Raw genomic sequence first — 25741 nt, 5'->3', positions numbered from 1 at the left:
AAGGAGCATCTGTGCGCTTTAAATTTATTGCAATAGTCGCACTGCTAACCATGTTAGCCGGCGTAGTAGGTATATACAGCGATAAAGGCAACGAGGACGAGGAAAAGACTAAGAACCTCATAGTGAATAAAAGCCTTATCTATTATACCGCAAAGCATAATATTGATGTGGGTGCCATCGTCACCACGGATGACTTCGCCGAGAAAGAGATAAAATATCCACCAGGCTCGCCCCCCGCCTGGCTAGACACGATTTTTGGCGAAAAGGACTTTCGCGGACTAATGGCGTCCGGCGGCGTGGCATATCAAAATATTGCCTCCGGCGAACGGGCCTCGAAAGATAACCTTGGCAACCTGTTGCAGAAAATCGATTCGAGCTATTCGATATTGCCTATTTCTGTCACCACCGCCAGCCTGAAGAACCCTAACATCGCGGACTTTGGTTTTATCGATCTGTTCCTGGTCTCCAATGATAACAAAGCCTACCGGGACGATCTTTATCAAAAATCGCGCAGCGATAACGGTACCACGGGGAAAGACTACAAGGACACGCGGGTCAAACAGTTCGCCAGCAAGGTGTGGTTCTTTATGGGCAACGGCAACCTCAATAAGCTGCAAAAGTTCGATCAGTCGGGGTTGGTTTCCAGCCTGATGAAAACAACCAGCGGGGAGAATTCGCTGGCGAATGAGGTGCACAGCAACCGGGCCGTCAGCGATGACAAGTCCTCAACGACCATCGTCTATGCCTACTTCAAGCCCGAGGACGTGGATAAAGTCATTCAGGCGCAAATTATGGGGATGTTCTTCATCACGCCCACCAAGGTTCACAATATCAATGAGGGCATCGCCAAAATAAATAACAGCACAAGAGAGATTACCCCGTCAGACATTGTCTCTGGGGCGCCCATTTCGGAAAGGCAAAGCCGCGTGGTTGAAATCAGGGGAGCGCAAAGTGAAATTCGTAAATATTAACAGGCTGGCGGTTTTTCTTATTGTGATGTTAACCGCCAGCTTTAACGCTGCGGCGCTCGACGTGGACATCAATAAAACGACCGATCTTGAGATTGACTTCAGCGTGAAGTCAATCGTCGTTGGCTCACCGGAAATTGCCGACTTCCGGGTGGTCGATGAGAACCACATCTATGTCTTCGGTAAAAAAAGCGGGCAAACCAATCTCTCCGTTAATGGTACCAACGGTGAGAGTCAAACGCTGCTGATCACCGTGAACGATCTGCAAAAGAAATCCGTCATGTTGAATACCTTGCTGATCAGCGAGGGGTTTAAAGACGTGAAGGTCATCGACATGAGCGACTCGCTGCTGGTCAGCGGCCCGGTATTTTCCACTGAAGATGGCGCACGGATCAAGTCGCTGATCGAAGAGTACGTGGATAGCGATCAGGTCAGGTACTCCTTAGTAACCCAAAAAAATCAGCAAATTAAGATCAGGGTTACGGTCGCGGAAGTCTCGAAGGACGTGACGGAAACCCTGGGCATTGACTGGGGGCGGGGCAAGATCAGCACCGGCGTGAGTAACGATCTGACTATCAACAACGGCATCTACAGCAGCCTGGTTAAGGGGTTTAACTTCGACTCTCTGGGCGTAGCCATCAACGCCCTGGCGAAAAACAGCCTGGCTAACGTGCTGACCACGCCAAGTATCACGGTCACCAACGGGAAGACCGCATCATTTCACGGCGGCGGGCAGATACCTATTTTTCAGCGCAGTGAAAATGGCTCAACGGTTGAATGGAAAAACTATGGCGTCATGCTGAACTTTGCACCGGTGATCAATTCGGACTCCTCGATTAGCATGGACGTGAGCGTCGAATCATCTCAGATCGGCGGGTACTATAAATATGAGAACACCGAGCTGCCGACGATTAACGTGCGTAACGTGAAGACCTCAGTACGAATGCGGGATGGAGAGAGCTTCGTCCTCGGCGGACTGATCGACAACAGCCAAACGCAATATGTTAATAAAGTTCCAGGATTTGCCGACATTCCAGTGCTGGGCGCCTTGTTCAAGTCAACCGGGTTCACATCTGGGCGCAGTGAATTAGTCATCTTCGCCACCGTTGAGTATGTCAAACCCGTAGAGAGAAACTACATCAAGCTCCCCTACGCCAAATTCTCCAGCCCGTGGGAAGTCTTTTTCGATCTCGGGCACAGTGATAACAGCATTACCGATGTCTTTGTCAAAGGAGCCGACTATGTCATTAACTAATTCGCTGCTCCTTATTTTTATCTGCCTGGGCTTAAACGGCTGCGCGTTCGAAAGGCAGCCCGACGAAAGAAAGGCGTATTACGTTAAGTTTGTCGGCAACCCCGACCGCACCAAGATGGCAAAGCTTGAAAACTTTGTTTTAAGCAAGAAAATCGGCTCCATCAGCAGCTTGGCGATTATTTATAGCGATAACCACTATGACCGTGCGATCAGGCTGCAAGAAGAAATACAGAAACAGTATGGCATTAATGCTGTATTGCAAGAGAGCGTGAACCAGCTTGACGCAAACTATATTGCCATCGGTAACCGGCATAAAACCGAGCGAGGTTGCTATCGGTTCCGGCTCTCTGATTTTAACTGGTACAGCTCCGACGAGCAGGCTCTGGATAACTATTCGGAGCGAGAAGTTTGCTCGACCAATGGTAATGATTTCGCTGAGAGAGCACGTTAATGTTCATAGAAAAACTAAAGAGAAAAAACGAGGCCAAAAAGAAAAAGGCCAGCGTGATTGTTTTAACCAAAACTGAGACTGATTTTTTATCACTCTCAGAACCACTCTCATTGTACGACGTCGATACGATGATCAAGCACATCCCCGCTGGCGACCTGCTGGAGTTTATTAATAACGCCCTGACGGGGAAAAATTATTTTGTGCTGGATGCCCAGAGCTACAGCGAGACTGAAATCGCGGACATCGCCATGATGCTGCGTGGTCGCTATCCCTCCATGCTGATCGGCAACGAGGATTCGATCCAGGCAACGTGGCAGGCTCGCGAGCTGGGGTTCAGCAGCTATTTTACCCGCACCAGTGAGATCCGCCTGCTGCTGCTGGGGATAGTGGAACACTTCGGCTATGTGCGATCCAGAACTTCTCTGGTGATCGGGTTGTGCAATACCTCGCCTGATATCGATATTAATTATCGCGTTTTTCACGATCTCTGTAACAGCGAAATGATGAAAGGCTATTCAATGCTGTTTGTTAACTGCGACATCGCAAACATTTTCTTTGATGCCGCATTGGGGGTAAAGGCCAATAAAAACACCGTTGAGCACGTGCTGGGCTATGAGAATGAACTGGATACCACCTCGTCCCTGAAACTGGTGATGAAAATAAAAGATCACTTCGACTACGTTTCCTTCAACATTGCCAACGACGAGGCGCACGTTGACAACGTTGACGCCTTCCTCAACGGCGTTGAGAAATTCATCGAATCGCTGGCAAACTCCTATGGATTTATTTTTATTAATATCCCCTACTATTTTCTCACGCTGCACGGCGGAATTAATTTGCTCAATGAGAGCGACATCCGTGTGCTGATGACCAATGGGCAGATCGAGTCTATCTATAACCTTAACTATCTCAAGAACCGAATTGGCTTTAAGCAGGATAAAGGGGAGAAAAGAAGGGACAAGCTGATCTCCATCCGAAAACAGGCCGGTAAGCTGGCAACTGAAATCACGGATAAAGAAATCCACACCAAGCTGGGCATCAAGGTGGACTTCAACAATAACGCCAACCTGCTGGGGGGGTTGTTAACCGCTTTCAACCGTAAGAAAGAAAGCAAAAACATTATAGACAGCATATTTAGGTGATGACATGGATATAAAAACCTATGAAAAAATCAGAAACGCGCTGTTAGAGCAAATAAAAATAGAAAACTATGACAGCTCTGCCACTCATGAAGCGCTGATGAAAATTGAAGAACTGCTCATACCGGCGCTCGATCTGGAAAATATTATATTAACCAGAAGAAAGTTTGATGAGCTGATCAAAAGCTATTATGACGACATCTTCGGGCTGGGGCCCATCGAAGATCTGCTGGCCGATCCCAGCGTTAACGACATCATGGTTAACGGGTGTAAATCCATCTACATCGAACGGGCGGGCAAACTCATCAAGCAAGATTCTCAGTTTAAATCTAATGAGCAGATCCTGCGTATCGCGCAGCGTATTGTTGCGCCGATTGGGCGTCGGGTAGATGAAAGCTCGCCGATGGTCGATGCCCGCCTGGCCGACGGTAGCCGCGTCAACATCATCATTCCGCCCGTGGCCCTAGATGGCTGCACCATCTCCATCCGAAAGTTTAAAGAGGATAAATTAGACCTGATCGACCTGATCAACTTTGGCTCGATGAGTGAGGCGATGGGGCACTACCTGAGCCTGATGGTCAGGGCCAAGGCGAACATCATCATCTCGGGGGGGACGGGTTCAGGGAAAACCACCCTGCTCAATGCAATTTCGAACGAAATCGATGATGGCGACCGCATCGTCACCATCGAAGATGCCGCCGAGCTGCAGCTGCAAAAAGATCACGTCGTGCGCCTGGAGTCGCGCCCTAAGGGTGTTGACGGCGGCGGTGAAGTCTCGATTCGTGACCTGGTGATCAACGCGTTGCGTATGCGCCCAGACCGGATCATCGTGGGCGAGTGTCGTGGCGATGAAACCTTTGAAATGCTTCAGGCCATGAACACCGGCCACGAAGGTTCGCTCTCAACCATTCACGCCAATACGCCAAAAGACGCGCTGGTGCGCCTGGAAAGCATGCTCTCCATGGCGAACTCCAATATCTCGGCCAAAACCATTCGCGGCCAAATATCGCAGGCCGTTGATATTATTATTCAATGCGCAAGGTTGCCCTGCGGCTCGAGGAAGATTACCAACATTACGGAAATCGGCACGCTGGAGGGTGAGGTCATTCAAAGCCAGGACGTATTCCTGCTCGAAAGGCGAAAAGAGTCGGATACGGTCACGAAGTATGCGCATAAGCAGAATATCGCCTACTCCATTCTGGAATCAAAGGCCGCGTTCGCCGGGCTGCTCCCAGAGCTCAAAGGCATCCTGCATGACTAACCTGACGGGCTTCCTCATCACCCTGCTGCTTCTGCTGCTGATGTTCTCATACGTCAGGCAAAAGGCCGCGAAGAAGAAAAAGTGGGAGAACTTTTTCGGTAAAGCGAAGCCGGCTGAGAAAGAGAAAACCAAGGAAATAAAAAAGCTCATCGGCAAGTCTTACCTACCCGACTTCGTGTTTATTTTTGGCACCAAAAGCCTGGTGATGTCTCTGGTGGTCAGCGGCGGCTACATCCTGTTTTGGTGGTTCTGCTGCCTGACCTTCAGCGCCTCGTCGTTTGCCTATGTATTTGGCACCGTGATCCTGGTAGCTATTTCGTTTGCCGCGTTGTACGGCATCTACCAGAGCCGTTTCAGCGACTATTTCGAAGCACAGTTCCCCTATGCGCTGCGGCTTATCAGCCGCAACCTGGCCGTGGGCCAGACGATATACGCGGCCATTGATGCAGCGGCGGAGAACCTGAGCGATATCATGAAGCGAGAATTTACCCGCATCTCATTCCAACTGAAAAACGGCGTGTCCTTTGATGACATACTCAGCCGGGGTGAGAAAATCTACCCCTATAAAGGCTACTTTGTTTTTAGTTCGTATATTCGTATCTCCATACAAAAAGGCAGCAGTCTGAAAGATACCCTGCTGTCCCTGGCCAATGACCTGGTCGCCGCTCAAGTCATTAAGAAAAAAACCAAGGCGTTAACCTCAGAGGCACGCGGGGCGGCAAAGATCCTGGCGCTTTTACCGCTGCTGATGCTGGTCGTACTCTATAAGTTCGCCTTTTGGAACTTCGTTTACCTCTTCGATGAGCTTTATGGCCGCTACGTGGTGATTTACGTGGTCATTAGCGTCAGCATCGGGTTTTTCATTATTTCACGCATGATTAAGGGAGTTGAACTGTGATTTTCTTTATCTCAACTTCGCTCTTTATCGTCGGCGTTATTGTGTTTATCTGGGGATTAAAGAGCCACAAGAAAGAAGAAGAGTATTATGATAAATTTTACTTTATCGTTTCCTCACACGAGAACCTCGATGACTACCTCAGCCTGAAAAACAGGATTAAAGACCTGTTCTCTTTATTAATGAGAAAGCTATCATTCTACGTTGAAAACAACCTGTCCCATACGGAATACCATGCTCTCATTAATAAGGCAGGATATTACTCGCTGCAAGAAAGCACCCTATTTTATATTTATATCTCTAGCATATTTCTCTTTTCAACTCTGTCCCTAACGCTGTTAGCCTGCCTGGGTAATCTGTCATTCTATGTCATTCCTGTTTTCATGATCGTGTACTACATTGGCTCAAAGATTTATCTCGAGAGAAAACATAAGAACGAGATCAAAAAGTTCAGGATCAACTTCGTCTACTTTCTCGATCTGTGCGCCACCTGTATCAAAACTGGCATGACGCTGACGGCCGCTTTAGAAACCGTTTCCCCGGTGCTCTATCGCTTCTCCGGTCTGTTAGGCAACAGCATGCAGAACTTTTCACGCACGCTGAAATACAGCGATATAAACATCGCCTGCGAAAAGCTCTATGAAGAGGTTCCCCTAAGCGAGGTCAAGGAGTTTATCGCAACCGTGCGTAACTCCGCCCAGTTCGGCGCTGGCATGCAGTCCGGTCTGCAAGAGTTATCTAAAGAGATCCGCCAGTTTCACTTTATAGAAACCGAAGAAAAAATTGGCTCCGTCAACGCCAAGATGGGGATACCGCTCATTCTCTTTATCATGTTCCCGGTTATTGTTGAAATCATTGCTCCTGGCCTGCTACGCGCCATGGGCAGCCTGTCATTGGAGATGATCTCGTAATGAAAAAGTTAGTCCTCACTTCGATAGTCTTTCTTGCTGCCTGCGTCAACGGCACGCCCGATATGTTGAGAAACGATCGGGAAACGGCTCAGCTGGCGGTCCGCGTCGGCGCCTTTGAAAAGGCCAGGGAGATCGCGGTAGATAGTCTGCAAGCGCAACCGGACAATATCGAGACACGCTTCTACCTGGCCGATATCTATTCCAAGATGAATAAATATGATATGGAGGGCCAGGAACTGGAGATTATTCAGGGAAAAATTAGCCGCGCAGATGAGAATTACCCAAGGGTGATTATCGAACTAATGAAGAACAGTCTGATGCGACATCAATATCAGGAAACTATCTCTCTGTATAAACAGAATTTTGCCGAAGGGAAAATGGCGCTTGCCCAAAGCGCTACTATGCGCGGCAAATCGCTGATGTATGCCGCCATTGCCTACTGTAAGCAGAATAAGTATGAAACCTGCATCGCCGAACTGAAGCGCGCCAGAACCTACCAGCCGGGAGACCCGGCGCTGGCCGACAACCTGAAGATTGCACAATACATGGCCAAGGCCAGCACAGGGGATATAGACCCTTCTCTGCTGTATGCCGGCTATAGCAATACGGAATCTAAAGAGATGTATGCCAACCTGATCATGGCGCTGATTCGCGGTGACCAAGAGACCCGCGCCTTTGAGCTGCTCAGCATGCGCTATTCCCGCGAGGATTCCATGACGATCATCAACGATCTTAACGGTATGAAAATCGCAAAATGATAAGTCTATTCACTAGAGTAGGGAGTGAGGAGCGAGGTATCTCAACCATCGAGGCCAGCGTGCTGCTGCCGATCCTCTTTATCATATTGATGATGATTTATGAGGTGCTGAGGTTTCAGAACGATATCTCAATCATTTATTTCAACGAAGAGTTTGCGTCACAGCGCGTCGATCTCTCGTTTTTAGACAACGATGTCGAAAAGATAAATGAAAACTTCCTGGCCGATTTAAACAAGAGCGGCAGTGAGTTTTATTTCAGCGCGCTGCTCTATTCGGAGCCAAAGATAACCTGCTATGAGGATATCAATATCAAAGTCAGCAAAAAGTGCGGAAAGAAAACCAAGCTGATTAACATCGCCTATCAGATCCAACGTGAATACAGCAGCGATTGGATAAGCGACCTACTGTCTTTCCCACAACAATTTGATCGCGAGGTATTTATCGTCAATGATTACTTCCATTAACAGGCTTGTTGATAATGAGGATGGTAGCGTCGCCGTTGAAGGCACCTTTGTTACCCTATTCTTGTCCGTGCTGCTGATTTATACCATGCAGCAGGCTTTGGTCATGTCAGTACAGTTTAGTATTAATAAACTGGCCGATCAAATGGTGAATATTATTTCCCATCGTGACAGCCTGTTTGGCAATGCCAATTTAAGCCAAGGCGACGTCGTTAACGTCGCTAAAATGTTTAGCCAGTTCAAGAACGGCGGAGAAGCGCCGTTTTTCGACGTTTTCGTTGAGGAAATCGCCTACGCAACGGGGCAATACAGCATGTATAAGCTACCCGGGAGCAAAGAAGGCTGCCAGCTCACCAAGCGGCTGACTGACTATGGCATCGATATCAAAACCTCATTCGGCAAATCTAACTCGGTGTATCGGGTTTCCATCTGTAAAAAAACAGAACCGGGATTATTCTCTAAAAATAAAACGCTGCTGGCAGAAAGTGCCATCCAAATTGGCCATCATCATTAGAAGATAATAATCATGAAGAATAAATTCGAGCGTTTTTTAGGTGATGAACAGGGTGGATTAATGCCGCTGTGGGCGATTGGCGGCATGATGGTGGTGATCTCTATTTTTTGGGTCGAAAACTACTCCTCCACCATCATGGAAAAAACGCGAGAAATGCGGCTGACCTCCGTCGTGACCCGTACCTCGATGGTAGAAAGAGGAACGGTGACCGCCAATGCTGGGCGGCTAGCCGAAGCGACAGGCGCCAATATGAATCAGGCAACCCATGCCTTCTCAGCGGAGCTGCAAGAAACCACGCTGGAAAAGCTTCAGGAGCTAAAAGAAAATAAGCGGATCAGCGAACTGCTCGCGACCACTTCCAACGTCAGTCAAAACACTAACGTTCCCTTCGATGAAATAAACAAAACCATTGGCCTCGACCCAGAGGTCAGGATCTCCACGGCGGATAACGCCGTCAAAGTTTTCAGACCGTTACACGTGATTATCGCCGTCGAGGCCAGCAGTCTTAACCGTGCAAACGTGATGCAGGCGTGGGCGGCGCTAATGAGCTCACTATCCCGCCTGTATGCCGAAGCGCCGGCTACCCGAACGACGGTGATCCCATACTCTTTTCGCGTCAACTCCGGGGGCAAATGCTATACCGGGATCGCCCGGAGCGATGCCTTTTCATTTGTCTGGTGGGAAAGCTTCTTTGCGCAAGAAGATTACCTGGCTGAACTTGCAAATACATTAAGAATGGCCGAGGAATATCTCGGAAGATTAAACGCAGAGATTGATTATAGTAATCAGATGATAATATATTTGAATAATGAGCTTAGTCAACATGATCCCGGCACTCAGGAATATAAAGAGCTGACAGAACAAATAAGTTATTATCAACAAGAGATAAGACTTGCTGAGGCGATGCTGCCAATGGCTAATGAAAACATAAAGATTGCCAAAGAAAATGTCGATGCACAGAAAGAAGTTATAGACAACCTTAAGCAACAACAACAGTATATTGATTACTTTCCTCTGGCCAAGCATTACGCAAAAAGGTACGATAACTATTATCTTCTGGATGATTATACCGATAATTTTGCTAACTCTGGAATATTTTCAATTACGCAGAGTGATTTTGAACGCGCCGCAAAGACGACTTACCAAAGTGCGGAATATCTATCCTCCCTCGCGGTCAAACGCGGCGTTTATTTTGGCGATGCCGGCACCTGCCCCGCCAGCACCGTAAAGTATGGCCTGACCTCATCCCAAAATGTGAATAGCGCGCTTTCCGGCATCGACTTTAGCACCAATAAGATTAAAACGCTGGAAGGGCTACTGTGGGCGGGGCGCACCGCGTTTTCTGCCTCTCGCGGCATGGCACGCAACGTCATTATTCTGTTTGCGTCGGACACAAAAGAAGTTATCGATCCCGACGAGGTCACCGGCATCCGACAGAGCTGCGCAGCCATTAAGACCGGCTTTATCAATAATAAGTCGGCCAAGCTGATCGTCGTTACCCAGAATCAGGATGGCCGAGATAAGTTCGAAGAGCTGAGCTGCGCTACCCAGTGGTTCACCGATCCGGGCTATATCAACCTTGAAGATATAAACAACGAATCCACGCCAACGCTGGAAGAGCAATTCAACTTTATCTTCTCGCAAGAATCCACCACCAGGAACATTAACGCACATGAATAAAGTTATAACGATCGCGCTGATGCTGCTCTGCGCCCCTTTTTCCTATGCTAAAAGCAGCGACGAGCTCAATCAGTCCAGCTGCCAAACCGGCCCGATATATGAACGCTTCGGCGACGCAAAACGCCAGGCCGGTCTGCTCCGGTTCGACGGCCGCACCAACGCACGGCTGAGCCGTAGCCAGCTGGTGCAGTATCGATTCGTCACCGTGTTGCACGAGTACCTGGGCACACTGTGCCACCAGGAAAACGCTTACGACGCCAACAGCCTCGGCGCCTTGCTACTGACCAAGGAAAACATCGTCATGAGCCATGTCGGCACGGTGCATTTCGCAAGCGGTAGCGCCCTGGTTGATGAGGCGACGCTGGCGCGTTGCTGCTCGCACATCAGCCAGACGTCCGACTACGACGGCATATTTATTGTCAGCCGCACGGACTCAATAGGCAACGCGAGCCACAACCGAGCACTGTCATATCAACGCGGCTACCGTATCGCCGAGCGCTTACCTCAGGCCAGCCCCATTCACCTGATTGCGCTCGGCGCCAGGCCAGCGCGCAGCGGCCAGAGGCCGATCGCCAACCCCAACGATCGGCGCGCCGACATTTATCTCTATCAGCGCCAGTGAAATCCCCCTCCGGCTTAGCGCGGGATCACCAATACCGGTTGGCCAATCTCATCCAGCAGGCCACGCGTGACGGAGGCGTTCAGCCAGCGCCCCAACGAAGACAGGTGGCGGTGCGAGATGATCAGCAAATCGCAGTTGAACAGCGCCATCTGTTCCGGGATCACCTCGATGGGCGTCCCCGCTGCCAGCAAGCCCTGGGCGTTGAAACCCTGCTGCTTCAGCGCCCGCGTCACCTGACCGACCTGCTTTTCCGCCAGCGCCTCTTCCCGTTGAGCGGCGGGGTACTCCTCGCGCTCATCGCTGTCGAAACGCAGGCCGCTGCGGCTGAGCGTAAAGGCATTGTCTACCACCGTCAGCACGATCACGTCGCCGATGCAGCCTTGCAGGCGCGCCATAAAATCCAGGGCATTGCCGCTGTGTTCAAAGCAGTCCACCGCCAATAACACTCTCTCAATCATAACCATCCTCACTCGCCTGAGTTAAATCGCGCCCTTGAAGTTGGCTTCGCCCTTTTTCCAATACCCCTTGGCAAACAGCGCAGCGCGGGAGATACCCATTTCGTTGATAAAGCGCGCCTTCAGGTACGCGGCAATCTGGTGTTCGCAGGCCAGCCATACCTGCCCTTCGCCGGACGGCAGTTCGCAATGGCTGACGGCCTGCACCAGCGGGCTGTTCATCACGCTGTCAAAATGTCGGGTGCGAATTTGCCAGCTGTTCACCTGCAAAAAGGAATAATCGACATCCTGAATCTCCTGCGCATCGCCCACTTCGGCGAACCACAGCACCGGCAACGGGTCGGACAGCGAGGCGAGAATGGTGCGCATGGCGGGCAACGCGGTCTCATCGCCCAGCAACAGCAGCCAGCGAGTTTGCGGCAACAATCGGAAGCCGCCGGAGCAAGGGCCGGCGAACCCCAGCTTGTCGCCCGGCATCGCGTCGCGCGCCCAGTTCGACGCCGGGCCTTCGCCGTGCAGTACCATATCGATATCGAAGGTGCGGGCGAGTTTGTCGATGCCGCTCAGGGTGTAAGCCCGCCCGGCCAGCGTGTCGCGCCACGGGAAGAACACTTTGACCCAACTGGCCGGCTCCTGCGCGCGCGGATCGGCGATAAACTTATCCACATCATCGCCGCTCAACGTGATGCGGCGGATCCGGGCGGTGACTTGCCGCACGGCGCTCACCCGGGCCTCCCGTTTGCGGCGGGTGTCTCTTTCCAGCATCTCGTCGACAATCTTATTCAGCGTGTTGTGCATCAGCCTTCTCCTGTGGCGCCGCCGACGGGTAGGTGTGTTCCCAGCCGCCGCCCAGCGCTCGATAGATATTCACCACGGCGATCGCCGTCTCCTCCTCTGAAACAATTTGCGCGGACTGCAGATCCAGCAGCGCACGCTGCGTGCTCAGAACGTGGATAAAATCGCTCGCACCGTTCAGATAGCTGTCGCGCGCCAGCGCAAACGCGTGTCGGTTGGCGGCCAGCGCTTCGGTCAGGTGCGTCTGGCGGCGCTGCTGGGCGCGATAGCCGGAAAGCGCGTCGTCGATCTCGTGCCAGGCGCGCAACACCGTTTGCTGGTAGGCGATGGCCATTTCCTGCTGCCGGTATTCGCTCAGGCGCACCCGTTGGGTGATTTTCCCCCCGTCGAACAGCGGCAAATACAGGGCGGGGCCGATGGCGAAGGTATGCGTGGACCAACTGCCCATATCCGCCAGTGCCAGTGCCTGATAGCCCGCATTGCCGGTCAGCGTGATGCGCGGATAGTAGTCGGCGGTGGCGATGCCGATCTCGGCGGTTGCCTGATGCAAACGCTCCGCCGCTTCGCGAATATCCGGCCTGCGCAGCGCCAGATCCGACGGCACGCCCATCGGCACCGCGCGCGCCAGCGTCGGCAGGGGCTTCGTCGGCGCCAACATCGCTTTCAGCGCGCCCGGCCGCTCGCCCAACAGCAGGCTGATGGCGTTGATCAAGCGTTCCTGCCTATCGAACAGCGCCGGCAGCAGGGCATCCACCTGCGCCAACTGCACCTGCGCCTGATCGACATCCAGTTCGTTGCCCGCGCCGCTCTGATAACGACTTTGCGTCAGCTGCAGCGTGCGCAGCGCCGTGGCGCGGTTTTCCTGCGCCACCGCCAGCTGTTGCTGCGTGGCGCGCAGGCGTAGATAGTCGCTCGCCACCTCCGCCGTCACCGACGTCAGCAGTGCGCGCCGGTTCTCCTGCGAAGCGGCAAAGCCGGCGCGCGCACTTTCCGACGCGCGACGCAGCTTGCCCCACATGTCCAGCTCCCAGGTGGCGCTGGATCCGCCGCGCCAGAGGTTATAATCCGCCTCTCCGCCGTTGCCGGACGGATCCATGCTGCCCACCGAGGTGGCGCGCTGGCGCTGATAGGCGCCGTCCAGGCTCAGATCCGGCATCAGCGCCGCCTCTGTCACGCCCAGCAAGGCGCGGCTTTGCTGCATGCGCGCCGTGGCGAGCTGCAGATCCAGGTTGCCGGCCGCCGCGCGCTGCACCAGTTGCGACAGCGACGCATCGTTGAATATCGACCACCAGGCCACCGGCAGCGCCCCGCCGCCGGCCTGCTCACCCCAGCTCTCGGGCAGCGCGTTCTGCGGCCGAGCGTAGTCCGGCCCCACCGCCCGGCAGCCGCTCAGCGCAATCAACAGCAGCGGGATCACGGCTCTGTTCATTGCAGGCCCCCGTCCAGCGTATTGATGCTGACGTCCGCAGACATGCCGACGCGCAGGGCGCTCAACAAAGCGGCGTGCTCTTTGTTGATATCAAATACAATTTTCACCGGGATGCGCTGAACGATCTTGGTGAAGTTGCCGGTGGCGTTCTCCGGCGCCACGGCCGCGAAACTGACGCCGGAAGCCGGCGCGATGCTGTCCACCTGCCCTTTCAGCGTTTGGCCGGGAAAGGTATCGATATGGATGTCCACCGACTGCCCGTGCGCAATGTTTTCCAACTGGGTTTCCTGGTAGTTGGCGATGATGTACAGCTTGTCCTGCGGCACGATGGCCAGCAGCGCATCGCCCGGTTTGACGAACTCCCCGACCCGCAGGCTTTTCTTGCCGATCACGCCGCCGATCGGCGCGGTGATGCGGGTGTAAGACAGGTTCAGCTCGGCCATCGCTTTCTTCGCCTGCGCCAGCATCAGCTCGGCATCGCTGTCCGCCAGCTTGGCTTGCAGCACCTGCTCCATGTTTCGCGCCGCTTTAAGCGTCGCCTCCGCCTGCGCCACATTGGCGGAAAGCGTGTGCACTCGCGTTGTCGCCTGCTGCGCCGCCTGCTGTGAACCCGCGCCGCTGCTGGCCATTCTCTGGTAGCGGTTCTGCTCCTGGCGCGCAAACGCCAGCTCCGCCTGCGCCGCCTGCCGCTCCGCCTGCGCGGCGGCGATCAGCGCGCTCTGTCGGGTCAGGTTGGCCCTGGCGTCGTCCTGGCGGGCGCGGGCGGATTGCTCCTGCGCCGTCGCCTGCGCCAATGCGACGTTGAATTCACGCGGATCGATTACCGCCAGCAATTCCCCCTGTTTGACCCACTGGTTGTCCCTGACCAACACCTGCGCAATTTCACCGGCAATCTGCGGAGAAATACGCGAGATATCGGCGCGAATATAGGCGTCGTTGGTATTCTGCTGTGTCTCTTTAATAAAGAACTTATTGATTAATAACCCCAGCGTAATGACGGCAACCGCCAATACGGCGACGGCGACTTTCTTGTTAGCCATAAAAGTGACTCCAATTAATATTTATTTCTGATGATAAAATGTCAGGCAGCGACCGAACGCGGCGGATAAATACGGGTCGGCATAACTAAAATCAGCGCGGTCAGTAATAACGCCAGGCCGGCAACCAACAGATAAAGATCGGCGCTGGCCAGCACGTGGCCCTGCCGGGCGGCAAGCTGCGCCAGCTGCTCCGTCGACCCCGATGCGCGGCTGTAGGCCGAGCCGAAGCCGTCGGCGATCGTACCGGCGTGATAATCCCCGCGCTGCCGGCTGAGCAGCGCGATGGCGCCGCCGGCAGCGGTGGCGGCGAAACCTTTCACCGCGTTGAACCAGGCCGCCGCAAACGGCCCGTCGGTCGGCAACAGCCCGCCGGTCGCCTGCATCAGCAACGGGATGATCGCCATCGGTTGAGCGACCGCCTGCAACAGCGCGATGACGCGGAACGTGTCGCCGTTCCATTCCGGCGTCAGCTGAGCCGCCAGCACGCAGGCGGTGGCCATCAACAGCAGGCTGATCGCCAGCACCCAGCGGCAATCCACCCGCGGCGTATTGCAAATTATGGCGACGATCGGCAGCGTAATTAATTGCGGCAATGCGACCCACAGCATTAAGTCGGAGGTTTGTTCCTGACGATAACCCTGAATCGCGGCTAAATATCCCGACGTGATATTAACCAGCGACACCATAATTAACAGCACGCCACCCAGCGTAATTAAGGAGAAAGACAAATTCCTTTTGCTTAATAGCTGCAAATTAAAAAAAGGCAGTGGGTGATACCATTCGTTAATCAGAAATAACGCCAATAATCCGCCGCCGCCCAATAATAAAACGTAGATCAGCGGCGAGTTCAGCCAGTCGAGGCGCTCCCCCTGTGAAATGCCCACCGTCAACATGCCGAGCGCCATGCCGCCGAGCAGCAGGCCGCGCCAGTTGAACTGCCGCAGGCGCTCCAGCCGCAACGGATCCTGCGGCAGGCCGTAACCGATGCACACGGCGGCGATCGCCATCAGCGGCAGGTTCCAGTAGAAATACCCGCTCCAGCCCCAGTGAAAGGCGAAGGCGGCGGCGGTAGCGCCCAACGTAGCGCTCCAGGCCGAGACCCAGCCGTAGGCACCCAGCCCCAGCACCTTGATCAGCGGCGGCATAAAACGCAGCACCACCGTCATCAGCATCGGCGGCAACGCGCCGCCGGCGAAGCCCTGCAGGCTGCGCACCGCCAGCAGCACGCCATACTGATCTCCCAACCAGGGCGTCAACAGCCCACCGGCCAGGTAAATGCCGCACATCGTCAACGCCACCCGGCGCAGCGAAAAGGTCGGCCAAAAACAGGGCGTGAACCCGGAACCGATCACAAAGCCGGTGACGTAGCATGTGGTCAGCCAGCTGCCGGCATCGAAGCTCAGCAGCATGCCACCCTGTATATCCGCCAGCGCAAACTTGCTGGCGTTTTCCCCCACGCCGCTGGCCATCACCGCCAAAAACACGCCGAACAACCCCAGCCAGGTACGGCCGTTGATTTCACCGGCGCTGGCGAGCCATCGATTTTTGTGGTGCGGCGTAACAGACACCTCAACCATTCCCCACTCCTGCTGTTTCAGCCTCAATCTTTGTTGTCGTGGGCAGTATCCGGAGTTATTTCGATTGTTTAAAATGAAATGATGTAATTAACTAGTTGCACAAAACGCAACCCATTGAGCGCATCCCCCCCGGAGAGGCCATGCCGCAAAAAATTGATTTCAACCTGATCTATGCGCTGAATCTGCTGCTGGAAGAAGGGAGCGTGAGCGGCGCCGCCGAGAAGATGAATCTGAGCGCGCCGGCAATGAGCCGCATTCTCGGGCGCATCCGCCGGCAGTTCGACGACCCGATCATGGTCAGAGCCGGTAAGCATCTGGTGCCGACGCCGCGTGCGCTGGAGTTGAAACGCCAGCTCGGCGACATCATCGAGCAGGCCACTGCGCTGATCGCACCGAGTGATGCGTTCGAACCCGGCAAGCTGACCAGAACCTTCACCATTCGCGCCAACGATATCTTTATCGGCGCGCTGGCGGGCGGATTGCTGGAGACGCTGCGGGAATCGGCGCCGCTGAGCGGCCTGAAATTCATCGCCGAAAGCGACGGCGAGGATGACGCGCTGCGCAGCGGCAAAGTGGATCTGGTGATCGGTTCCTCACGCGACTGGCACCCGGAAATCAAGACGCAGAGCCTGTTCACCAGCACCTTTCAGGCGCTGGTGCGCCCTGGGCACCCGATCATCGGCCGGGTAACGCCCGAAACCCTGACCCATTACCCGCATATCAGCGTTTCTCGCCGCGGACGCACGCAGGGGCCGATCGACGACGCGCTGCGCGATCTCGGCCTGCAGCGCAACGTCGCCCTGACCCTGCCGGGCTTTCATTCGGCGATGATGCTGACCATGAAATCGGACTTTATCCTGCCGCTGCCGCGCCACGTGCTGCAGGGGGTGAGCAACATCCACCTGCCGTTGGCGGAGCTCGAGCTGCCGCTCGAGCTGGAATCGGTGTTTATCGTCCAGGCCTGGCACCCGCGCCTGGATCGCGATCCGGCGCACCGCTGGCTGCGGCAGACCATCAAGCAGTTCTTTTTGCAGCGGGAGTGAGGGGGTTCGCCGCCCATAATGCCCCCTTCAGCGCATTATGACACTGCCGGCAGGGGCAAGTTTATCGTGATTAACAGCCCTTTGCCGGCCGGCAGACTGGCCTTTATCGTTCCATGATGGGCAGCGCAAATCGCTTTCGCAATGGAGAGCCCGAGCCCGCTGCCGCCGGAATCGCGCGCGCGGGAAGTCTCACCGCGAGTAAAACGCTCAAACATTTGCGGCAAATAATCCTGTGCAACGCCAGGCCCCGTATCTTGAAAAGCCAACACGATTTCCTGTGCGGTCTGTTCGAGACGAATGCACATTCGATCGCCCTGGCTACAATAACGAAGCATATTTTCGATAAGTATGCTGAATACCTGACCTAGTCTGAATTCATCCCCAATAAAATGAAGCGGCCCGCCCTCCTCGATAGAGATGGACATGCCCGCAGCCTCCAACTGAGGTTTGAGCCAGGCGACTCTCTCCTTTAACACGCTATTGATAGTAAAAACGTTTTTACTTAATTTCAGTTGGCCCGCACTGGCCAGAGAGAGGAAATACAGATCGTCAGTCAAATAACTCAGGTTTTTTAATTGCGTCATCACCATATTCAGCTGTGCCTGACTTGCAGGAAACACGTTGTCTATCATGCCCTGAAGGCGGCCCATAGCCCCGGTCAACGGTGAACGCAACTCATGGGCCAACGCCACATGCGACGCTTTTATTTCACGCTCGTATAAAGCGAGTTTATTGACCATCTCATTGAAATTTATTGAGAACCTTATTATTTCATCAGGACACGCCTGGACCAGCTCGGCTTGTTGCTTAAAATTTCCCTGAGCCACGGTTTCCGCAACGTCGGTGAGATTTCGGAATTGGGCGGTAAGAGGGCGTGCGATGCGCACGCACATTAACGTTATCAATGGAACGACAACGATCAGGAAAATAAGCAGCCATCCCCAATTTAAAGAAGTCAGCGAAGGTGTACTGTAATCCAGCCCCCAATACGTATCGACGATCTCATGAAACGCCTCTATGTCCAGGCTGGGGTTCTCGCGCAGCACCAAGAATCTTTCGTAAACCGATGCCGGCATTTCATGAATGACATAAAAATACTGGGCAGCAAAAATGCCCCACATCGCCAGAATAATGGTAAAAAGCGTCACGATGGCGACGATGACGATGCGAACAGACACCCAAAACAAAAGAGATTTATTTTTCCTTTTCATGATTTGCAAAACCTATAGCCGACGCCGCGCACATTAAAAATCACGTTATCAACGCCTGCCGCTTCAAGCTTTCGTCTTAGATTATAAACATGCGTATCCACCACTCTTTCGAGCGCATCGCTTTCAGGTAAACATTTTTCAAGTAATAGCTGACGACTCAGTGGCCGTGTCGACGCTTTCATTAACGTACTGAGAATGGAAAATTCGGTTAATGTTAAATCCAGAACATGGGCGCCGTCCTCGCTCGTGATGACTCTCGCTACCATATTAGCGATATCCAGTTCGAGCCTTTCCCAGCGCAATATTTCTTCGCCAGCCAGCTGACTTCCGCCGCTTCGTCTTAACACTGCCTGCACACGTGCCATAACTTCACCGGGGTTATAGGGTTTAACGATATAATCATCCGCACCATAACGAAGAGCGCCAATTTTATCATGAGGTTCCCCCATGGCCGTGATCATGATAACCGGCGTATTCACCTTGCGCCTGAGCGCCGCCAATATTTCCGTTCCATTCATATCAGGCAACATCACATCTAGTAATATGAGATCGGGTTTCCAGGTTAAAGCCGTATTCAAACCAATCAGCCCATTCCCCACCACCGCGACATTATAGCCTTCACGCTTAAGGTAAGCCTCCAGTACATTTGCCGCATCGACATCGTCTTCAATGACTAGAACCCGTTTATTTTGCATCTCATTCCCCTGAAGGATCTTGGCTATTTATTGATTATTCATTGACGGTTAATTGACAAATCATCGGCATACTCCGCCTTGCGTGAACAGTCTTATCATACCGATACACATAATACCGAGGCTCATAATGTTAGAAAAGAAAATCATTAAAAATACGTTGGCTCTGCTGATAATATCCAGTATTTCCACAAGCTATGCAAGCGATAACGATAACAGCGGAACGGCATTTACCGTGAGCCTTGGCGCGGCATCATCGCCTAAATACAGTGGTTCGAATGAGCAAACCTGGGGAGCCGCACCGCAATTTCATTTCCAACAGGATAACTTTTTTGTCGATTCAATGAATGGTGCTGGTTTTCGTTTCCAAAGCGAGAACGGTTTATATTTCATTCCAACGATAGGCTATGATTCAGGGCGAACCGATGAAGATTCAGGTTGGCGTAAAGGCTCTGACGCGCTTAAAGGCATGGGGGATATTTCAGCAACCGTTAACACTGGCTTAGCCTTGGGATGGGCGGTAACGCCATGGTTGGTCTTAGAGGGAAAAGCCACCCTGCCGCTGAGTGATGGCCAGGGGATATCTTACGCGACCTCCGTCGATTTCATTCCTGTTCTGGATGAGGAGGATACCGTCGCGCTAAAAATCAGCGCATTATTTGCAGACTCTCGCTATATGAACACCTGGTACGGCGTTAATAGCACGCAAAGCGCTAATTCGGGTTACTCACGTTATAACAGCTCGGGCGGTTATTACGGTACCGACGTGAGCCTGACGTGGGCGCATCAGTTTACCGAAACCTGGGGTGGATGGGTTGGCATTAACCATACCTGGCTGGGGGATAACGCCGCCAATAGCCCTATCGTTAAACAAAAGGAGGGGACAACGGGAGTCGTGGCAATAAGCTACACGTTCTAAGCCAGTGCAAAAAACCTGAAGCCGCAAAGTGATGTTCAGAAGAGTAATGGGACTTTAAAGATCCTCCACTCAACAGCTTGCTGTAATTAAAGTTTCATTACTCTTCAACCGACGATTCAAGGAAATTTGACTGATGAAGTCAAAAACTGGGGTTTTAACGCGGCTTTCAAACGTTTTAGTAACGGTTTGAATATATAAAACCTGGGGGTATTAACGCATTGCGGTAGATCATGAGAAGAGCATGACTTGAAATCACAGGTTATTGCTCCTGCTCCGTTGCCGAGTATGGCAATACCACTTTGAATGCCGGAGCATGGCCTTTCATGACAATGAATCACGGTGATGAATATTGATACCAGTAAAAAAATTAACGACATGGTTTTCACGATGGCCTTCCTCATTACAGTTTAACTGTCTTGAATGGTTTATTCACCAAAAAGGAAAGCATGCCAAAAAATCATCAACCCAGTGTCAATCCACTGCAAAGAAACGCTCAACATGGCGCCAAAGTGAAAATACTCCGGTCTTTCACACCCGGATAGCCGGATTAAATATGCAGTTATTTATTTTTACAGAACGTACGGAACATAATCAAACCGAAAGTGGTAACCCAGTAAAACAGGATGAATTTATGTTTATAAAGATTGCCTATTACCTTTTAACCCTATCATCAACGCTTGCGTTATCCGGCTGCGTTTCGCTTTTCTAATCGTCAGAGGCCTGAATGAAGTCACTCATTTACATTTCTATTCTGTCATCCATTTTCTTACTCAGCGGCTGTTTATCCATCGGTACGCACCTGTTCAATAAGTAGCCCTCATGCCCCCATACAGCCAGACAACCTCGTAGTCCGGCTGTATGCTGCATTTCACCAATATGGCAAGCTCGACGGGTCCCAATTAGCTTTAATCAATGGGTTACTGTTAACACGGGTCGGTGAGACTGGCAGGATTAGCAATCACAGGAATCGCATTTGATAGCCACTCCAGTTGAATTTACTCCATTTTATCGGATTTCATTTTGAACCATGCCTCTTATTATGCCCCCAAATGATTTTGCTTGTGGGGTTTAAGGGGTTTTATAGCCGCCTTTTGGCGTCGATTTTCTACTGCAGTCGTTCGGCAGCGAAGTGCCCGCTGCAGGCAAAAGGCGGCTTGTTTTGGAGAGTTTGAAATATCGACGTTGTCTCTTTAAGGGGGCGATAATCAGCGGCGATGCGAAGATCTCCCTAGTCCGACGCTCACTGGCGCAGCCCATCTAGGGGAATACAAGAAAGATAAGCGAGTTCACCGGGCATCATCCGGATTTTGGTACCGTATCGACTCCGACACGGTAGATGTAGCGGTAAAGGAAACGCGGGTCGACGGCACCGTGCTGCGGGGAGAGCAACATCCACCTGCCGTTGGCGGATATCGAGCTGCCGCTCGAGCTGGAATCGGTGTTTATCGTCCAGGTCTGGCACCCGCGCCTGGATCGCGATCCGGCGCACCGCTGGCTGCGGCAAACCATCAAGCAGTTCTTTTTGCAGAGGGAGTTAGGGGGGGTGTGTTGGGGAGGGGTACGCTCGCGGCAGAACCCAAATATGCCTGCCAGATAATCCGATAACCTGGCATTTTGCCGAAGCCCTGCGCATACTCAGACGTCTTGGGTAAAACATCAGTTATTCACTGGGTTACCAAATCAGCATTTTGAGATCTGCTCTATATTTAGTAATGAATTCGCAGCGTTACACTATACTCGCTATTTTTTTAACCAATGGATCATGACATGAGAAAACATACGTTTGTCGCCCTCCTGTTACTGTGTATGACGCCTGCGCTGGCGCTAAGTGCAGAACCGTCCCCTAAAGCGGTCATTAAAACGGCCCCTGTTTACCCTGAACAGGCTCTGTTGAAAAACACCAATGGTGTCATCAAAGTGAAATACGATATCGAGCGTGACGGCACGGTCAGCAACGTACGGATTGTGCAGGCAAAGCCCGCCGGGGTCTTTGACGAATCAGTGCAAACTGCCATGAAAAACTGGCGCTTTGAACGCGATCAACCGGTGAAGGATCGTGAATTCACCTTTAACTTCACCACCAAACCGACCAACTCGGTTTATGGCAATGGGGTCCCGTTTCGCTGATCGCCCGCAAAGCAGGTACGATGGCAAGTTCGAAAGATGAAAAAGGCCGATGCCAAGGGAGGTGCGAATGACCAAAGCTTATTATTGGAAAAGTCAGGTGTGGGGCGTGACTTACTTTTTTATCGCGCTCTATTACATCCATTCTTTCCAAGCTAACGTGAATGTCCCACTCTCTCTGGTCGCCGCCATCCTGAGTCTTTTGCTATATCCCTGCGCCAAAAAAGGCATTGAAACGTTCGCCCTGCAGTTCACGAGTGAAGCATTCTGGCATCGTGGGTTGTTCGTCGATACCATCGGCAAAAATGGGGTGCTGATCCTGTATTATGCATTCTGTTATGTCATGGCCGTGCCGCTTGGTGCCCTGTATCTGCTTGCCCTGTTTCTCAGAAATAAAAAGGCCGTGTAAACGGCCTTTCTTAACGTTAAATGCCGACGGCTTTGTTGACCTTCTCCATGAGCTTTTCATCGATCAGCACGCTAACCACGGTCATGATGATAGCAAAACCGAAAAGACCCAGCGGCGTGCCCAGCATCACGCTGAAGGCAAACGCCGTCAGCGCCGTGGCGGCCATGCCCGCCCCGAGGGTCTCTACCTTCACGAAAAGCGGTCTGAAGTTTTGCGTGCGGATCGCTTTGGGCAACTCGACGACGAAGACATCGTAGGCATCGATGGCCTTGCCCGTATAGTTGAACGCCTTGCTGAACTTGGCAAGGTTCTGGGCGATATGCTCTCGGCGCACCGACTCCAGCGCTTTGGCCACCGCTTCGCGATCGGCGACGCTGAATTTCTTGTTCAACACGTCCTTGTACTTCTCAAACGCCTTCAGCGCCTCCTGCGTATTTTTGAGCGTTTTCCCCTTGGCCGCATCGGCCAGCTCTTTGGCCACCTTGGCGGACTGCTCGCCAAATTTCTCCGTCAGTTCCTTGTAAAAGTCCGCCGTCGTCTTGATGGCGTCTTTCATCGCCTCCTCTTCTTTCTTCCTAGCTTCGGCTTCTTCTCGGGCTTTCCTTTCTGCCTGAGCTTGATTCAAACGCGCCTCGGCATCAGCTTTTTCCTTCTGATATTGTGCCAGTTGCTGTTGTGCCTGCAGCACCGCTGCATTGGCTTTTTCAATGTTGGTGTTCAATTGGTTAACCCGATTTGCCGCATCCTCCAGATCATTTCTGGCCTCCGCCTGGGCTGATTTGCTGCCTTGTTTTGATAATTTAATCAGCCTGTCACGCTCACTGACCACCACAGGGAGTTGGCTCTCGAGTTGGGAACGCTGCTGAACGCCCTGATCAATATTTTTCTGAGTCGCATCGATTTTTAACTGTGTATCCTTGATTTTTTGCTGCAGAGCCTTTTCATTATTCTGAGCATCCCATTCAGCCTGCTTGCGTTTCGCCTCTTCCTCAGCGCGCCGCTTGGCCTCTGCCGCTTTACGCTTGGCTTCTTCTTCCGCCTTACGTTTCGCCTCTTCGGCCGCTTTACGCTGTGCTTCTTCTTCCGCCTTGCGCTTGGCTTCCTGTTGCGCAATGTCCTGCTGTTCTTTTTGCCACTGCTGATAGGCATTGGTCAAGCCAGGTACTGCCACATTAGATTTTCTGTATCCAGTTCGATCATTCCCTTTGCCGCCGCCGTTGATCTCGTATTTTTGCGTGATCTCGGTCATGACCTTGTTGTTGTCAAGCCAAAAGCCAGGTGGGATTTGGCCGCGACGGACCGCCGTAAAGATAGCCAGCGGAAGGGTATAGTCTGCCGCCGGGTTTTTGCCGGCATAGCGCCCATCCGAAATGCTGGCATTATTGCCAAAATTCTGGCCGGCCGGCGGTTTGGCAGCATCGATGATGGAATTCAGTACGCGGGTTGCACCGCCCGCACCATCATCCACTAACGATGAATTTTCATAGTTCATAACGACCCCGTTCATCGTTGGCTGACCCTGGGCATTGATAATGACCTTGCCATACCGGGAGACAAGCACATCGCCAGGCTGCATGACCTGCCAGCTGACAGTACCACCACTGCCACCGCCGCTATCGCCACCATTGCCCGTGGGGCCGGTGGGACCAGGTCGACTGGGACGATCGCCAGTCACCGTCATGCTGTCACCATCATCCGGTGAATGATATTTAAACTTGATATTTGCATTAAAAAACATGGGCTATCTCCGTTGATTGATGCTGTACAAATGCACAGTAAAATCGACTGTATAGGTTGCATCCACCAAGAACAATCAAATGACATTCATTCTCATTTGTGAGGTATCTGGCACAACAAGCAGTTAGAATGAACAAGCTACTGGATCAAAACATGACGGGTAATGGCTGGTGCGGGTGTGCGCACCTAAGCGATAGAGATGCTGGTAACGTTTAAGAGACGGGTTGGTCAGAGTTTAACACTGCTAAGCTTTTTGCGAGCCCGATTCCAATCTCCGCAACAAACGCCTGTAAATTCATCCAGACTATTTCCTGTACGTTATCCCCGGAATATAGTCTTCTTGCTGCGGCAAAATCCGCGACCGGGATTGGAACCCCGTCCCCTTCAACGCTGAAAAGACTTGTGTTTTTTCAGTGCCTACGTGCACACTCAGTTCGGTGGCTCAGGCAGGACAACCGCAAGGTTGGCCGGTGTTTGAAGGGCCGGAGTTCCAAACCTGTCTGGGCCACCACCAAAGCTTGGAACTCTTTGGCAGTGGTGATAACCATCCTTCAAGGGAACATCATCATGACTGAAATGAATCAAACACTCACCGACAGCTCCATCTCTATCTTCCGCAACCTCATTGCCGACCTGCAATTCTACAAACTCAGCGATATCCAATTGTGCGATCTCAGCGCCGTAGCTCAGGAATCCGCAGAAGGGTTATGTCATGGGTTAGCGTATCTGGCTGAATCGCTGGAGAACGGGGCATCAATCTCAACAAACAGCAGGGTACAAATCAGCGTCTGGCTCAAAGCTTCTGCGCATCTCCTCCCCGCCCTGTCGGAACTTAGCGAGCAGGCGAACAACCATCTGTTGCAAATGCATGAAGGCAATATTTATCAGCCCTAGCCTGTACAAGGGTAAGCACGGTACTTAATTGCCTCCCCCGCGGTTCAGGCTGTTTGTGAGCATTCCACTTAACGAACCAGAACGGATATCGCTGGCTCTGACGCAATGGGCCGGGAGGCATATCAGCGGTGGCGTGAACTCTGAAGCCGTTCTGTAATGCGGGGGCCAGATTAAGGGCAGACTATCTATAATGCAGGATATTGCGACTTACCTGACGGGCCCCTCCTGCTGAACCTGTAAGTCTTACTTACAGGTTGCGTTTTGTTCAAGTTCCGCGTCTTCGTAGATCGCTTTGATGTGATGCGTAATCGCCTGGTGAGTCACTTGATAAAGATTCGCGATGGTCGCCTGAGGCAGCCACAGCGTTTCTTGCTCAAAACGACATTCAACGCGCACTTCGCCGTCATCTCTGGCAAACATGACAAATTCACCTGCCGGGGATTGGGCTAAGTGTTTATCTGTCATGCTGCCTCCGTTTTAATCTGACTTATCGCGCAGTAA

25 protein-coding genes and 1 pseudogene are annotated in these 25741 nt (G+C 52.5%); 17 read left to right on the top strand and 9 right to left on the bottom strand.

Annotated features, from left to right (window positions below):
• The first annotated feature begins 11 nt into the window (after positions 1-11).
• The 12 genes from ACJ8HA_RS15500 to ACJ8HA_RS15445 are packed head-to-tail and all read left to right on the top strand — an operon-like array spanning position 12 to position 10915.
• Positions 12-971, top strand: a complete 960-nt coding sequence (locus ACJ8HA_RS15500) for a hypothetical protein (RefSeq protein WP_049205749.1) — start codon at positions 12-14, stop codon at positions 969-971.
• Positions 952-2223, top strand: a complete 1272-nt coding sequence (locus ACJ8HA_RS15495; protein ID WP_142105465.1) for a type II and III secretion system protein family protein — start codon at positions 952-954, stop codon at positions 2221-2223. Before ACJ8HA_RS15500 ends, ACJ8HA_RS15495 begins: the two co-directional genes overlap by 20 nt.
• Entirely contained in the window at positions 2210-2674 is a 465-nt protein-coding gene (locus tag ACJ8HA_RS15490; protein ID WP_043140909.1) for a hypothetical protein, read from the top strand. Before ACJ8HA_RS15495 ends, ACJ8HA_RS15490 begins: the two co-directional genes overlap by 14 nt.
• Positions 2674-3816, top strand: coding sequence for a hypothetical protein (locus ACJ8HA_RS15485; protein WP_142105463.1), 1143 nt, complete (start codon positions 2674-2676; stop codon positions 3814-3816). Before ACJ8HA_RS15490 ends, ACJ8HA_RS15485 begins: the two co-directional genes overlap by 1 nt.
• A gap of 4 nt (positions 3817-3820) precedes the next feature.
• Positions 3821-5074, top strand: a complete 1254-nt coding sequence (locus tag ACJ8HA_RS15480; protein ID WP_043140903.1) for a CpaF family protein — start codon at positions 3821-3823, stop codon at positions 5072-5074.
• Positions 5067-5972 (top strand): type II secretion system F family protein, encoded by a 906-nt coding sequence (locus ACJ8HA_RS15475; RefSeq protein ID WP_049205748.1) that lies wholly within the window; start codon positions 5067-5069, stop codon positions 5970-5972. The genes ACJ8HA_RS15480 and ACJ8HA_RS15475 overlap by 8 nt, the downstream gene beginning before the upstream one ends.
• Positions 5969-6880, top strand: a complete 912-nt coding sequence (locus ACJ8HA_RS15470; RefSeq protein WP_043140897.1) for a type II secretion system F family protein — start codon at positions 5969-5971, stop codon at positions 6878-6880. Before ACJ8HA_RS15475 ends, ACJ8HA_RS15470 begins: the two co-directional genes overlap by 4 nt.
• A complete protein-coding gene (locus tag ACJ8HA_RS15465; protein WP_442515395.1) occupies positions 6880-7638 on the top strand; it encodes a tetratricopeptide repeat protein in 759 nt (252 codons plus the stop codon). The genes ACJ8HA_RS15470 and ACJ8HA_RS15465 overlap by 1 nt, the downstream gene beginning before the upstream one ends.
• A 59-nt stretch (positions 7639-7697) precedes the next feature.
• On the top strand, positions 7698-8102 hold the full coding sequence (locus ACJ8HA_RS15460) for a hypothetical protein (RefSeq protein WP_043140890.1): 405 nt from the start codon (positions 7698-7700) through the stop codon (positions 8100-8102).
• Positions 8086-8613 carry a tight adherence pilus pseudopilin TadF gene (tadF, locus tag ACJ8HA_RS15455; protein WP_072008262.1) on the top strand — a complete coding sequence of 176 codons (528 nt, stop codon included), beginning with the start codon at positions 8086-8088 and terminating at the stop codon, positions 8611-8613. Before ACJ8HA_RS15460 ends, tadF begins: the two co-directional genes overlap by 17 nt.
• Positions 8614-8625: 12 nt before the next feature.
• Positions 8626-10293 (top strand): hypothetical protein, encoded by a 1668-nt coding sequence (locus ACJ8HA_RS15450; protein ID WP_442515394.1) that lies wholly within the window; start codon positions 8626-8628, stop codon positions 10291-10293.
• The gene (locus ACJ8HA_RS15445) at positions 10286-10915 is read left to right on the top strand and encodes a hypothetical protein (RefSeq protein ID WP_060434853.1); all 630 of its coding nucleotides are present in this window, start codon (positions 10286-10288) and stop codon (positions 10913-10915) included. Before ACJ8HA_RS15450 ends, ACJ8HA_RS15445 begins: the two co-directional genes overlap by 8 nt.
• A gap of 14 nt (positions 10916-10929) precedes the next feature.
• Here ACJ8HA_RS15445 and ACJ8HA_RS15440 read toward each other — a convergent pair whose 3' ends face one another.
• Genes ACJ8HA_RS15440 through ACJ8HA_RS15420 form a run of 5 tightly spaced genes read right to left on the bottom strand, consistent with a single transcriptional unit; the run spans position 10930 to position 16211 of the window.
• Entirely contained in the window at positions 10930-11373 is a 444-nt protein-coding gene (locus ACJ8HA_RS15440) for a universal stress protein (protein ID WP_025304818.1), read from the bottom strand.
• A 21-nt stretch (positions 11374-11394) separates the two neighbouring features.
• Positions 11395-12168 carry a siderophore-interacting protein gene (locus ACJ8HA_RS15435; RefSeq protein WP_025304817.1) on the bottom strand — a complete coding sequence of 258 codons (774 nt, stop codon included), beginning with the start codon at positions 12166-12168 and terminating at the stop codon, positions 11395-11397.
• A complete protein-coding gene (locus ACJ8HA_RS15430) occupies positions 12149-13594 on the bottom strand; it encodes an efflux transporter outer membrane subunit (RefSeq protein ID WP_049204730.1) in 1446 nt (481 codons plus the stop codon). Before ACJ8HA_RS15430 ends, ACJ8HA_RS15435 begins: the two co-directional genes overlap by 20 nt.
• Positions 13591-14634, bottom strand: coding sequence for an HlyD family secretion protein (locus ACJ8HA_RS15425; RefSeq protein WP_043140870.1), 1044 nt, complete (start codon positions 14632-14634; stop codon positions 13591-13593). The genes ACJ8HA_RS15430 and ACJ8HA_RS15425 overlap by 4 nt, the downstream gene beginning before the upstream one ends.
• Before the next feature lie 41 nt (positions 14635-14675).
• A complete protein-coding gene (locus tag ACJ8HA_RS15420; RefSeq protein WP_049204728.1) occupies positions 14676-16211 on the bottom strand; it encodes an MFS transporter in 1536 nt (511 codons plus the stop codon).
• A gap of 140 nt (positions 16212-16351) precedes the next feature.
• Between ACJ8HA_RS15420 and ACJ8HA_RS15415 the strand changes: the two genes are divergently transcribed.
• On the top strand, positions 16352-17254 hold the full coding sequence (locus ACJ8HA_RS15415) for a LysR family transcriptional regulator (protein WP_025304814.1): 903 nt from the start codon (positions 16352-16354) through the stop codon (positions 17252-17254).
• A gap of 35 nt (positions 17255-17289) precedes the next feature.
• Here the strand turns inward: ACJ8HA_RS15415 and ACJ8HA_RS15410 are convergent, their stop codons facing one another.
• Both ACJ8HA_RS15410 and ACJ8HA_RS15405 read right to left on the bottom strand, forming a co-directional pair.
• Positions 17290-18465: a sensor histidine kinase gene (locus ACJ8HA_RS15410; protein WP_025304813.1), complete on the bottom strand. Its 1176-nt coding sequence runs from the start codon at positions 18463-18465 to the stop codon at positions 17290-17292.
• A complete protein-coding gene (locus ACJ8HA_RS15405) occupies positions 18462-19160 on the bottom strand; it encodes a response regulator (RefSeq protein ID WP_043140865.1) in 699 nt (232 codons plus the stop codon). Before ACJ8HA_RS15405 ends, ACJ8HA_RS15410 begins: the two co-directional genes overlap by 4 nt.
• Before the next feature lie 127 nt (positions 19161-19287).
• On the opposite strand from ACJ8HA_RS15405, the gene ACJ8HA_RS15400 reads away from it, so the two are divergent.
• From ACJ8HA_RS15400 to ACJ8HA_RS15390, 3 genes are all read left to right on the top strand, one after another.
• The gene (locus ACJ8HA_RS15400) at positions 19288-20076 is read left to right on the top strand and encodes a MipA/OmpV family protein (protein ID WP_442515393.1); all 789 of its coding nucleotides are present in this window, start codon (positions 19288-19290) and stop codon (positions 20074-20076) included.
• Positions 20077-21843: 1767 nt separating this feature from the next.
• The gene (locus ACJ8HA_RS15395) at positions 21844-22203 is read left to right on the top strand and encodes a TonB family protein (RefSeq protein ID WP_172755891.1); all 360 of its coding nucleotides are present in this window, start codon (positions 21844-21846) and stop codon (positions 22201-22203) included.
• A gap of 67 nt (positions 22204-22270) precedes the next feature.
• Positions 22271-22609, top strand: coding sequence for a colicin E1 family microcin immunity protein (locus ACJ8HA_RS15390; protein WP_171453125.1), 339 nt, complete (start codon positions 22271-22273; stop codon positions 22607-22609).
• Positions 22610-22625: 16 nt separating this feature from the next.
• On the opposite strand, the gene ACJ8HA_RS15385 is transcribed toward ACJ8HA_RS15390, so the two are convergent.
• The gene (locus ACJ8HA_RS15385) at positions 22626-24347 is read right to left on the bottom strand and encodes a colicin-like pore-forming protein (RefSeq protein ID WP_197819564.1); all 1722 of its coding nucleotides are present in this window, start codon (positions 24345-24347) and stop codon (positions 22626-22628) included.
• 566 nt (positions 24348-24913) lie between these two features.
• Here ACJ8HA_RS15385 and ACJ8HA_RS15380 point away from each other — a divergent pair.
• Positions 24914-25240, top strand: coding sequence for a hypothetical protein (locus tag ACJ8HA_RS15380; protein WP_161726093.1), 327 nt, complete (start codon positions 24914-24916; stop codon positions 25238-25240).
• Positions 25241-25486: 246 nt separating this feature from the next.
• On the opposite strand, the pseudogene ACJ8HA_RS15375 reads toward ACJ8HA_RS15380, so the two are convergent.
• Positions 25487-25705, bottom strand: a pseudogene (locus tag ACJ8HA_RS15375) (hydroxyacid dehydrogenase); the annotation flags it as partial.
• Between the last annotated feature and the right edge of the window lie 36 nt (positions 25706-25741).

The organism is Serratia sp. CY33802 (assembly GCF_052169095.1).
Taxonomy (GTDB): Bacteria; Pseudomonadota; Gammaproteobacteria; order Enterobacterales; family Enterobacteriaceae; genus Serratia; species Serratia bockelmannii.
This window is presented reverse-complemented; position numbering and strand designations above follow the sequence as displayed.